Raw genomic sequence first — 11,752 nt, forward strand, 5'->3', positions numbered from 1 at the left:
TAGAACACAGGGACGCAGCCCCCACGATTCATGGTCGGCAGAAGCGTCCCGCTCTTTTTCAGCTCTCGGATTCCTGAAAGCCATATATCCACAAAACAAGTGAATGAAGTGGCTTTCTCTTGCAGCCACTTCCTTGAAAACATGGACATTTCCGTCAGAAACAGCTCAAAACGTCAGATGAGAATGCAAGTCACTTCTTATATTACCTTGAAAAATAAAGGTTTTTTCTTGCCAGCGCATGAAAATCAGGTGTAAAGCCATCTCATATTCAACATCCCCACAGATATGAGGCACTCATGGCCATTAAAGACCCGAAGGTTATCGAACACCTGAACATTCAGCTCACCAACGAGCTGACAGCCATCAACCAGTATTTCCTGCACGCACGCACGCTGAACCACTGGGGCGTGACCCTGCTGGGCAAGAAGGAATACGACGAATCCATCGAGGAAATGCGCCACGCCGACTGGCTGATCGAGCGCATCCTGTATCTCGGCGGCCTGCCGAATGTGCAGCGTTACAACACCATTCTCATCGGCCAGAGCGTCAAGGAAATCCTTGAATGCGATCTGAAGCTGGAAGAGAAGGCCCTCGGCGATCTGCGTGAAGGCATCGCTTACTGCGAGAGCGTCCGCGACTACGTTTCCCGTGACCTGCTGCTCAAGATCCTCGACAACGAGGAAGAGCATGAAGACTTCATCGACCGCCAGTTCGACCTGATCAAGCAGGTTGGCATCGAGAACTACATCCAGCTCAACTCCGGCCCCGCCAACGAGGGCTGAGCGTAGCACACAGACTCACGCCATCCTGTTCGCAGGAGCGGGACGATACGCCGACAGGCCGGGGAGAGCTTTCTTCCCGGCCTGTCGTCTTTTCAGGCACCCGCCGGAAGACCGGGCTGACGTTCCATGACCGGCCAGAGCACCTGCCCCACCGCCATGTCATTGTTCCGCCAACGGGACAGCGTCACCAGAGAGGCCGCCGCGACCGGTCTGGCCGCTTCTGCGACTGGCTGCGCCTTCTGCACAACCCTTGCTTTTCCGGGCCGCGCCTGTCCGTCCGACGTCACATCATCCCGCACGCAGACCCTGCTCAACAGCCAGAAGCCCGCCGACGCCAGACAGGCCCCAAGCTGCACCATCGCCGTTGCGAAGGATGTCACAACATGATGCTGGGGAAATACCTTCCTCAGCACAGCCTTCATGCCGCGCTCATCTCCCTTCTGGGCGAGAGCTGTTGCATCAAGGAGATTCATTTCTGTCAGACTGACCGACCCGCATTCCCGCATACGCACATCCAGCGGGTTCATGCCGAACCCGGAGCATCGGTCCAAAGCATGCCGAAACGCCGATCCCAGCGCCTCCAGATCCTGTCGGAAGAACATGTCGCCCCAACCGCCAGTTCCAAGGCGGCAACACGGACGACCGGGGCCTGCGAGATACCGCAGCATCCACACAGCTACCCGTTCGTCACCGGAAAGTTCAGTCAGAGTATCGGAAGTCGCGTTCATGGCATCTTCGGACCCGGAAGGTCCGCCTCCTGTCTTGCTGAACCTTCTTTAATTGAGAACCATTCTTAATTGCAATTAAAAACCGCATGGTTTCCGGTAAAATCTGCATACGAATGTCCAGCCAGACATTCTGAAAACCCAGCCGGATCTCAACGGAAATTTCTGTTTTCAGGAAAAACCCTGCTGAAACGGTGTGATAGGGCATCATCCGGGTAGAGGAGAGGCTCATAAAGCTGGACGCTTACCGCTCATCCTCTTTGGCCAGAGGCAGATTCGGCACCCCGTGGCGTCCCGGCCGCATGACCCAGAGACGATCACCGCTCCATTGCCGGTCAGACAACGTCTTTACACCCGAATCCGTCATCCAAACGGCCACAGCCCCTTCCCGCCAGACCGCAAACCGGTCGATGGTCGGCACATCCCGGCAAGAGGAGCGCGCCGGAGACACCGCCACAAAGAGATCCATTCCCTGACAGACCTCTGAGGACAGAATGCTCTGACCATCCGTCGTATCTTCCACGCGAAGCAGAACGGAATGTTTACCACGCGTGAGAACGCACACCCCCGCAGCTCCGTCCTCACCACAGGTGAGGTCTCCACTGGCCGTCTCGCCATGCAGCGGCAGGCTGACAACCGGACGAGCAAACGCTTGCTCCAGCGCTCTTCGCTCAAACCAGGCGTCACGGGACTGACCGCTCATCAGCAACTGATCGCCCTCACGCACCGCAATGAGTCCACCATCAGGCGTGATGACCACGTCCGGCAGGGAATGGAAAAACGGTGTGAGAAACCCGACAAGCATCGGTGCAATGCCAAGCAGTCGCCATGTCCGGCTCCACAGGCACAGCCAGCAGAGGCCGAAAAGAAACAGCGCCAGTCCCCAGCCGGGCGTCATCGGCACGGCGATCCGGGCTGCGGGCCAATGAGCCACCATATCGGCGAGCCAGATGATGCCATCCACGCCCCACCCCATGACATCCAGCGCCCAGCGTTCAAGGTGGACCGGCATCAGCAGAACAGCGAGTAGTCCCGCCGGCATCACCCAGAGCGCCGTCATCGGGACGGCGAGCAGGTTCGCCACCACAAAGAACGGCTGGATCTCGCCAAAATGCGCCATGGAGACCGGAAGCGTCGCCGTGCCCGCCAACAGACTGGTCAAAGCAAGCGTCGTGACATGCACGAGAAAACGGCGACTGACCGTTCCCTCACCGTGTAGCCGCCGAAGCGGAACCCTGAGCACTTCATAGCCTGCAATCAGCGCCATCACCGCCGCGAAGGACATCTGGAATGGAACGCCCAGAATCACCGCCGGACCGGTCAGCAGCAGGACCGTCGCAGCAACAGCCAGCCCGCGCATGGAGGCGGCATTTCGTCCCGTGACAAGCGCCAGCACGACCAGACAGGCCATGATCAGACTGCGCAGGGCCGGCAGATGCATGCCGGTCATCAACACATAGACCATGCCGCCGAGCAGCCCGCAGATCACCGCGATTTCCTTGCACGGCCAGCGGAGCGCGGTCCATTCAATGGAGGCAAGGCCGTAGCGGACAGTCGTGACCACCACCCCCATCACGATACCCAGATGCAGCCCCGCAACCGCCAGCAGATGCGACAGGCCGGATACCGAAAACGCCTCCCGATCTTTCGGCGCAATACCTCCCGACAGGCCGACTAGAAGTGTGGAGGCGATCGCGCCGTCCGATCCGGGCAGCACAACAGCGATCCGGGCGGCAATCGTCTCGCGCAGACGTTCGAGGGTTGTCGTGGCCGTGACCTTTCCACCATCCTCGACCAGTGTCGCGGCCCCTAGAGCCCGACCGGTTCCCGCTTCTCTCGCGAACCATGCCTCCCGTTGCAGATCCCTCGCTCCGGGCATGACAGGAAAAGGCGGTGCTTCCAGCAAGGCACGGATGCGCAGATCATTTCCCGGTCCAAAAACCAGCGAATCGTCATCGCGCAGCCGGATACGCAGCGTCCGTTTCAGCGGCGCCATGCCTTCATCAAGCCATGTCTCGAAGCGCACATGAGACAGGGTGACACGTCGTCCCCCCGGCGCACCCTCAACACGAGCAGGCAGCATATCCACCGCCTGAACATGACCAGTCAGCATGACGGCGCGTCGGGGCAGTTCGGGCATAGGCGGCGCGCGATGATTTTCGCTCCACGCCGCCAGAAAGCCGAGACTCAGGCACAGCAGCACGCAACCGGAGACACGTCCCTCCAACCGATGCCAGCCCATTATGAGAAGAGGAACGGCAAGAAGGCAGCTACCCAGAGCCCACCAGACCATAGGCTCCGTGAGAGGCTGAAAATAGGCGAGAACACCAAGGGCAATAAAAACAGGCAGCCACAACGGCAGTCTGTGACGTTCCGTGAGAAGCAGAGTCTGCAAGCGGGTCAGTGCGCCCTTCACCGGCTCGCTACTCCTGAAAAACAAAAAGCCCGCACGCTATGTGCAGGCTTTTACGCTGGTCGCCAAGAGATGCCGACGGACAGTGCTACTCCACCGTCAGCACACTTCGTTTGCTCAGGGTTTGATGCGACGTCCTTCGGACGCACCGAAAAAGACGTAATGCGCGAAGAGATCTTCGGAATAGCCTTCAAGGTCGGGATTGGCGGCCAGATAGGCCTTGCCGTCAAACGCCGCGTTCGGGTTACGACCTTCACGGAAACCATTCGTCTGATAGTGTGTCGCCGGGTCAATGCCTGCGCCAGCCACATCCGGATAGGTTTCAAGATACCACTGGGCGTCGAAATACAGGGCTTCCGGCACGGGCGGAACCTTGACCGGAACAACGACCTCTACCGGCGCTTCCACTTCTTCGACTTCAACCTCTGAAAGAAGATCTTCCTTACGGGCCCGACTTTTCCGCGGTGCAGCCGTTCTACCCGAAGTCGTGGCGGACTTCGTTGCTGATGACCGTGTTTTTCCTGCTTTCGCTGCCTTCATCACACTGGCTCGTGCCACGAACTCTTCTCCTTGGTTCACCGAAGCCTGTAAATCGGCCTAATAAGACGGGAATTTAACAATCTGGTCAGGAATGACAATGCAACAGAACACGAGAATTGCGTTAAAAATAGGTCTGTGACTTTTTATACCTCTTCTTCTTTATTTCGGAATGTAACGCTCCTTGGCCAAGCAACCTCTCCACCGTTTCGTCTGCCAGTCCTGTGGCGCTGTCTATCCCAAATGGTCCGGAAAGTGCGAAGCCTGTCATGAATGGAACACCATTGTTGAGGAAACGGTCGAACCGACCGCCTCGCGAGCCAGCAAATCCAAGCGACGCCTGACCTTTTCAGGTCTGGAAGGCAGCGCCGAGCCGCCGGCGCGGATCGGAACCAGCATTGCCGAACTCGACCGCGTACTGGGAGGCGGTCTCGTCCCCGCATCGGTGGTTCTGGTGGGGGGTGACCCTGGTATCGGCAAATCAACATTGCTGCTCCAGACGGCCTGTCGGCTTTCGGCCACAGGGCAAAAAGTGATCTATATTTCAGGCGAAGAGGCTGTCGAGCAGATCAGAATGCGGGCCAGACGGCTTGAACTGCACGCACCGACACTGGAACTGGCTGCTTCCATCAATGTTTCCGACATCGCGGCCACCCTCGAAACCGACACGCCGCCGGGTCTGGTCATCATCGATTCGATCCAGACCATGTGGCTCGACACGATCGAAAGCGCGCCCGGCTCCGTCGCACAGGTCAGGGCCTGCGCCTTTGAGCTAATCCGTCTGGCGAAAAAACGTGGGTTTGCGCTGATTCTCGTCGGCCATGTGACGAAAGAGGGTGGTCTGGCGGGCCCGCGTGTGATGGAGCACATGGTTGATGCCGTGATGTATTTCGAAGGCGATCGCGGACACCAGTTCCGTATCCTTCGCGCCGCGAAAAACCGTTTCGGCGCTACCGATGAAATCGGTGTCTTCGCCATGACTGACCGTGGTCTTGTGGAAGTGCCGAATCCTTCCGCGCTGTTTCTTGCCGAGCGGCACGGCAACATTGCAGGCTCTGCCGTGTTTGCCGGGCTGGAAGGCACGCGCCCCGTCCTGCTGGAAGTGCAGGCGCTGCTGTCTCCCAAGGCCGGTGATGGCAGTCCACGCCGCGCCGTGGTTGGGTGGGATACCGGTCGGCTGTCGATGCTGCTGGCGGTGCTTGAGGCCCGATGCGGGCTCAAACTGGCGGGCATGGATGTCTATCTGAATTTTGCCGGAGGTCTGCGCGTCACGGAACCGGCTGCCGATCTGGCCGCCGCCGCCGCCATCATCTCCGCCGCCACAGGCCAGCCCACCAGCGCGGGATCGGTCTTTTTTGGCGAGATCGGTCTTTCCGGCGAGATCAGACAGGTGCCGCAATCTGATCTGCGTCTGCGAGAAGCCCAGAAACTCGGTTTCACCACCGCCGTTTCGCCACGGCGTGTGGCGCGAGGGGCCGCCCGCACAAAACCGCCCGCCGGTCTGGAGTTACAGGAACTCGGACATCTTTCCAGTCTGGTGGCCGCGATGGGCGGAAATGGCACGCGGGAACCAGAAGAGGACTGAAGACGGATAAATAAAACTCCGGTCTTCAGCTCATTTGCAGAAAGGCTCGCTGTTTTCAGAGAACAGAGAGCCTTTCTACCTCTAGATGTTCCTATTTTTCTGCCGGAGCCTCATCGGAACGGCGGATATCCGCCCGATCCGCAGGCGTCTCGATCCCGGTCTTGTTTGGCAGACCGATCACACGGACATAAATCCGCGTTGACGGAATGCCTGCGTTCATCAGAACAGCACGAATCACCAGCCCACGACTCAGCGACATACGACGCGGGCGCGACAGATCGTTGGGCACACCGCTGGCCGTGACATCGACGAGCGCCCTCACATCCGGATGCTCTTTCAGCATCTTGGCGAACGCCAGAATGCCGTTTTTCGTTTCCGGATTGAGCTGGGCCGAATCCGCTCCGAACGTCACCCGCAACCCGCCGCTGATTGGCAGCACATCACCCTTGGCGTCTTTTGACGGCTGAGGATCAGGCGGAATCGGGAAAGGATGCAGTTCAACCGGGATCACAATAGGTGTCAGCACGGGTGGTGGTGGCGGAGCCGCCGGAATCGTTGCTGCCGGTGGTGGTTTGGAGGGTTTCGCTGCGGAAGGCGCGGCCCCGGTCGTTGAGGCAGTGGGAGCCGCGTTCTGCGCCTCCGGTTTCGTTGGAGCAGGAGATTTTCCGGCTTTCGGAGCGGGAGTCGCCTGCCTGTGGACAGGTTTTTTCGCTGGTCCAGTCTCGGCTTTCGACTTTTCCGGCGCAGCCCCACCCAGCGCACCGAGCACCGATGTGTCCGTGGTGATCTGTGCGCGCGCCGTATCAGCCCCGCCAGCCGCTGCCAGTCCCGCAATCACCAGCACGCCGGTCATCGCCAGCAGGCGACGACCTTCGGGCTTATGAAAAGACTTTCTCAAACCGCTCATGCAAAAAGGCCTCGGGACAACGTGGACCGGATGATCCTGCGGCAAACACTGCATAGCCCGGGATCACGGAAAACCGCCTTCGAGGATTGACTCGAAAAGTGGCAAACGAAAGATCAGGCGGCGGTCAGACCATCCGCCACAATTTCCCGCAGCTTGCCGTGCATATGACCGTTGCCAGCCACAATCAGCACGTCATCGGGCAGATCATTCAGGTCGTTGCCATCCGGATCGGTGCAGTGACCACCTGCCTCGCGCACAAGCAGGGCACCGGCGGCGCAATCCCACGGCTTGATGCCGAATTCCCAGTATCCTTCGTAACGGCCAGCAGCAACCCATGCCAGATCCAACGCCGCCGCACCGAAACGACGGATGCCTGCCACCTGCGGCATCAGCGTGCCCATGACGCGGGCAAAAGGAAGGCGACGCTTCGGAGACACCTTGGCGAAAGGAATGCCGGTCGCAAACAGCGATTCCAGCATCTCGCGACGCGCCGAGACACGGATGCGTCGGTCATTCAGATAAGCGCCTACGCCCTTCTCCGCCCAGAACATCTCACCTGCCGCAGGGTTGTAGACTACAGCCGCGACCAGCTCGATGGAGCCGTCCGGAAGGCGACGCTGCAGGCCGATAGAGATCGCCCAGTGCGGAATGCCGTGCAGGAAGTTGGTCGTGCCATCGAGCGGATCAACCACCCAGCGCCATGTCCAGTTGTCACCACCCGATTCGCCACTCTCTTCCATCAGGAAGGCGTAGCCGGGACGTGTCCGCTCCAGCTCTTCCTTGAGAGTGCGCTCGGCGCGCAGATCGGCCTGCGACACGAAGTCACCCGGTCCCTTGATGCTGACCTGAAGCTGCTCGACCTCGTTGAAGTCACGCAGAAGACGCTTCGCTGCCTTTTCGGCGGCGGCCTGCATCACGGTCATTACGGGAGAAAGACGCATCGCCACGACATTTGATCCTGTAGGAAAGCGGAAATTGGAACCGCCGGGATTGGAAAACGCACCCGGCGATGGTCAGTGTCGGACGAAATCCCTCAGGATTTCGCACGCTCCACATAGCTGGCGTCATCCGTGCGGACCACGATGCGCTCTCCCGCCTCAATGAACGGTGGCACCATGGTCTTTACACCATTGGACAGCTTGGCAGGCTTGTAGGACGAGCTGGCCGTCTGGCCTTTCACAACCGGATCAGCCTCGATGATCTCGAGCGTCACCTGCGGCGGCAGCGTCACGGCAACCGGGTCGCCTTCGACGAGATTCAGGTTCAGCACCATGTTGTCCTGCAGGAACGGCGCCTGATCACCCAGCAGTTCGACCGGAATCATGAACTGTTCGAATGTTTCCGGGTCCATCAGAACCAGCGTTTCACCGTCGGTGTAGGAATAGTTGTATTCCTTGTCCTCGGTGATCAGACGCTCGACCGTATCAGCCGTACGCCAGCGCTCATTGGTCTTGTTGCCCGTCTTCAGGTCACGCATTTCAACCTGAATGAACGCGCCGCCCTTGCCTGGCGTGATGATCTGCTGCTTGAGAACCGTCCAGCGACGGCCGTCATGCTCAATGACCTGGCCCGCGCGGATCAGGTTTGCCTGCTGTTTCATAATTTATCCCTGAAGAAGGAAACACTGGGGATCAAAGGCGGGCTTCTACCCTTCAGACGGCTGAAGAGCAAGGTCAGACCAGCGGTATTACCGCCGGACAGCTTTGCCGAAAGGAATTGCCGGAACACATCCTGCGTTCCTCAAAGGCCTGTCGTTTGAAATCCTGCGATCCGAAAAAAGAAGCCAGAGAGCTGCAATCCCTGATGGATGCGCCCCGCAAATCGGGTTGGTTCCACAGATTTCAGTCAAACAATTCATTACAGCAGACCAACATCGCCACTAGAACAGGCGGAGTGACGGCCTGGCACGCCGATATCCGGCGGCCATGACTGATGATCAGATCTCATCTATATTGTATGGCAGTTTTTCTTACTGACGATTTACCTGATGCAGGTAAATATCGGGCAGGCGGGATTCGAACCCACGACCCCCAGTCCCCCAGACTGATGCGCTACCAGGCTGCGCTACTGCCCGTCAGTAATGAACGGCCACTCTCTAGCAGGCTTGCCGACCCTCCACAAGAGAGGTTCGACAGCATCCGACCGGCAAATGCACTCTGCCGCTTTAATCGACCGTCAGACTGGCCTTTACCTCAGCCAGCCGATGCAGAATATCTTCAAGACTTTTCCGCATCCGGTCATGCTCACTCTCGAGCTGCTCGTCGCGCACGGTCACCGTAACAATCTGTGGTTCCGGCTGCACGACGGGCGTGACTGGTGGCACCTCATCCTGCAGCTGGGACACTTCCGGCGCAGAAACCGTATCGGACACAGAGGCCTCAGCAGCCTTGCCGCTGACTTCCTCTTCCAGCCCTTCCGGTCCCTTTTCACGGAGAACGCGCTGGACGCCTTTGATGGTGTAACCCTTGACGTAGAGCAATGTCGCAATCCGCCGAAGCAGATCGACATCTTCCGGTCGGTAATAACGACGACCGCCGCCCCGCTTCAGGGGACGGACCTGCTCAAATCGCGTTTCCCAGAAGCGCAGCACATGCTGCGGCACCTTCAGCTCATCAGCGACTTCGCTGATGGTCCGGAAAGCCAGCGGCCCCTTGCGTCCACGAATCTCGTCATCTGCTTCCTGCGGGTCTGGCGCGGTTTCCGGGCTTTCTTCAATATTCATTCAGATGCACCGTTAACGGCTGCCCGCAGGATATGGCTGGGCCGGAAGGAAATCACCGACCGGGGGAGAATGGGAATCTCGACTCCGGTCTTTGGATTCCGACCACTGCGCTGACCTTTCCGGCGCACCATGAAAGTGCCGAAGCCGCTGATCTTCACCGACTCCCCGGATTCAAGCGCAGTCGCCATTGTTTCAAGGACGGCTTCCAGCAACGCCACGGACTCACTCCGGGACAGGCCGACTTCCGTATAGATGTGTTCCGCCAGACTGGCGCGCGTTACCGTGCTCATGATTGCAGGGTAACATGCTGATACGGGCCGTCAATTATATCGTGCAGGAGAAAAATCGTCCGCCAACTGAATTGACGGACAGGACGATCTTCCTCAGATCCGGACCAGCGCCGATCCCCAGGTCAGTCCACCACCCAGCGCTTCCATGAGCACCAGATCGCCGCGTTTGATCCGTCCGTCACGCATCGCTTCATCCAGCGCCAGCGGAATGGACGCCGCCGAGGTATTGGCGTGACGATCCACTGTGACCACCACCCTTTCCATCGGCATCTTCAGCTTGCGGGCAACGCCTTCGATGATCCGGATATTGGCCTGATGCGGCACCAGCCAGGACACATCAGACGCATCAAGACCCACACTTTCGAGCGCTTCATCCACCGACGACGCCAGCTTCGCCACGGCGTGACGGAACACTTCCCGTCCGTTCATGCGCAGATGACCGGTGTGATCAGGCCGTCCGACAGCACCGTCAACATACAGAATGTCGCCAGTCGAGCCATCGGCGTGCAGATGCGTGGAGAGAACGCCACGCTCGCCGGGATCGTCGCTCGCCTGAAGCACAACGGCTCCGGCACCATCGCCGAACAGCACAGCCGTCCCCCGATCAGACCAGTCGAGAATACGGGAATAAACTTCGCTGCCGATCACGACGACGCACTTCGCGTTACCGGCGCGGATGAACGCATCGGCCGTGGACAGCGCATAGATGAAGCCGCTGCATGCAGCGGCAATATCGAATCCGAATCCGTTGGTCACACCAAGATCAGCGAGGACACGCACGGCTGTCGCCGGAAAAACCTGATCGGGTGTGGATGTCGCCACAATGACAGCGCCCACATCAATCGGATCGATTCCGGCAAAATCCAGCGCCCGCTGGGCAGCACGGGACGCCATGTAAACCGCGTTTTCCTGACCGTTGACGATATGTCGCTGACCAATGCCAGTGCGACCGCGAATCCATTCATCCGACGTATCGAGGCGCTCGGAGAGCTCATCATTAGTAACAATTTTCTCAGGGAGATAACTGCCAACGCCAACCAGCATGGAACGTATCGTCATCCGGCACACCTTCAGGACACGGGGGGCAATAACAACCCTCGCCCGCTGTCTTCAGTCACAGAAACCACGTTAAAATTACTGAAAAACTATCAGCACAGACCACTGAGCCTGCTGTCATGCCACAGGCTGACGTTCCGCATCAGCAACAGACCGACTGGCCGTCAGCGAGGACATGTTCCCCAGACGGGCACGAATGCCTTCATTGAAATGATGCGTGACCATATCCATCGCCACATCAACAGCAGATGCGAAGCCTTCCGCATCTGTGCCGCCATGTGACTTCACAACCACACCGTTCAGCCCGACAAAGACCGCCCCGTTATACCGGCGCGGATCAAGCCAGTCCTTCATGCGCTCCAGAGCCGGGCGGACAAGAAGATAGGCCAGACGACCGGCAAGACTGCTGGTAAACACCTGCCGGAACAGACCGGACGCCATTTTCATGGTGCCCTCACCTGTTTTCAGCGCCACATTTCCCGTGAAGCCGTCCGTCACGACAATGTCCGTCGTGCCAGCCGTGATGTCATGCCCTTCGACAAAACCATGAAACTGACCGGCAAGCGGACTGTCTCTCAGCACGTCAGCAGCCTGACGCAGCTTTTCGTCGCCCTTCAGCTCTTCTGCCCCGACATTCAGCAGACCGATCGTGGGAGCGGGCAGACCAAGCACAGCCTTGGCGAAGGCTTCACCCATCACGGCGAATTCGACAAGGTTACGCCAGTCGCATCCCAC

The 11,752-nt window shown here is 58.9% G+C and carries 12 protein-coding genes and 1 tRNA gene; 2 read left to right on the forward strand and 11 right to left on the reverse strand.

Translation table 11 applies throughout. The annotated features are described in order from the left end of the window. Positions 1 to 296: 296 nt before the first annotated feature. Positions 297 to 782, forward strand: coding sequence for a bacterioferritin (gene bfr / locus B3759_RS14570; protein ID WP_291367015.1), 486 nt, complete (start codon positions 297 to 299; stop codon positions 780 to 782). Positions 783 to 874: 92 nt separating this feature from the next. Here the strand turns inward: bfr and B3759_RS14575 are convergent, their stop codons facing one another. The 3 genes from B3759_RS14575 to B3759_RS14585 all read right to left on the reverse strand — a co-directional run bounded on the left by B3759_RS14575 (position 875) and on the right by B3759_RS14585 (position 4,478). Then, positions 875 to 1,510 (reverse strand): hypothetical protein, encoded by a 636-nt coding sequence (locus tag B3759_RS14575; RefSeq protein WP_291367017.1) that lies wholly within the window; start codon positions 1,508 to 1,510, stop codon positions 875 to 877. 241 nt (positions 1,511 to 1,751) lie between these two features. Continuing rightward, entirely contained in the window at positions 1,752 to 3,923 is a 2,172-nt protein-coding gene (locus B3759_RS14580; RefSeq protein WP_291367019.1) for a ComEC/Rec2 family competence protein, read from the reverse strand. A 114-nt stretch (positions 3,924 to 4,037) separates the two neighbouring features. Continuing rightward, entirely contained in the window at positions 4,038 to 4,478 is a 441-nt protein-coding gene (locus B3759_RS14585; RefSeq protein ID WP_291367021.1) for a hypothetical protein, read from the reverse strand. 163 nt (positions 4,479 to 4,641) lie between these two features. Between B3759_RS14585 and radA the strand changes: the two genes are divergently transcribed. Next, complete coding sequence (gene radA / locus B3759_RS14590) at positions 4,642 to 6,042, forward strand: DNA repair protein RadA (protein WP_291367023.1); 1,401 nt, start codon at positions 4,642 to 4,644, stop codon at positions 6,040 to 6,042. A gap of 91 nt (positions 6,043 to 6,133) precedes the next feature. Here radA and B3759_RS14595 read toward each other — a convergent pair whose 3' ends face one another. From B3759_RS14595 to B3759_RS14630, 8 genes are all read right to left on the reverse strand, one after another. Next, positions 6,134 to 6,949, reverse strand: a complete 816-nt coding sequence (locus B3759_RS14595) for a hypothetical protein (protein WP_291367025.1) — start codon at positions 6,947 to 6,949, stop codon at positions 6,134 to 6,136. Between the two features lie 113 nt (positions 6,950 to 7,062). Then, a complete protein-coding gene (locus B3759_RS14600) occupies positions 7,063 to 7,890 on the reverse strand; it encodes an inositol monophosphatase family protein (protein WP_291367065.1) in 828 nt (275 codons plus the stop codon). 92 nt (positions 7,891 to 7,982) lie between these two features. Further along, positions 7,983 to 8,549: an elongation factor P gene (gene efp, locus B3759_RS14605; RefSeq protein ID WP_010666201.1), complete on the reverse strand. Its 567-nt coding sequence runs from the start codon at positions 8,547 to 8,549 to the stop codon at positions 7,983 to 7,985. Between the two features lie 400 nt (positions 8,550 to 8,949). Next, positions 8,950 to 9,023 (reverse strand) — tRNA-Pro (locus B3759_RS14610). A 90-nt stretch (positions 9,024 to 9,113) separates the two neighbouring features. Continuing rightward, the gene (locus B3759_RS14615; protein ID WP_291367027.1) at positions 9,114 to 9,671 is read right to left on the reverse strand and encodes a MerR family transcriptional regulator; all 558 of its coding nucleotides are present in this window, start codon (positions 9,669 to 9,671) and stop codon (positions 9,114 to 9,116) included. Then, positions 9,668 to 9,961 carry an integration host factor subunit alpha gene (locus B3759_RS14620; protein WP_099348530.1) on the reverse strand — a complete coding sequence of 98 codons (294 nt, stop codon included), beginning with the start codon at positions 9,959 to 9,961 and terminating at the stop codon, positions 9,668 to 9,670. The genes B3759_RS14615 and B3759_RS14620 overlap by 4 nt, the downstream gene beginning before the upstream one ends. Positions 9,962 to 10,054: 93 nt before the next feature. After that, a complete protein-coding gene (locus B3759_RS14625; protein ID WP_291367030.1) occupies positions 10,055 to 11,020 on the reverse strand; it encodes a beta-ketoacyl-ACP synthase III in 966 nt (321 codons plus the stop codon). A gap of 114 nt (positions 11,021 to 11,134) precedes the next feature. Further along, on the reverse strand, positions 11,135 to 11,752 hold a 618-nt coding region (locus tag B3759_RS14630), incomplete at its 5' end, for a phosphate acyltransferase (protein WP_408736499.1).

It is taken from the genome of Acetobacter sp. UBA5411 (assembly GCF_002409645.1).
Classification (GTDB): domain Bacteria; phylum Pseudomonadota; class Alphaproteobacteria; order Acetobacterales; family Acetobacteraceae; genus Acetobacter.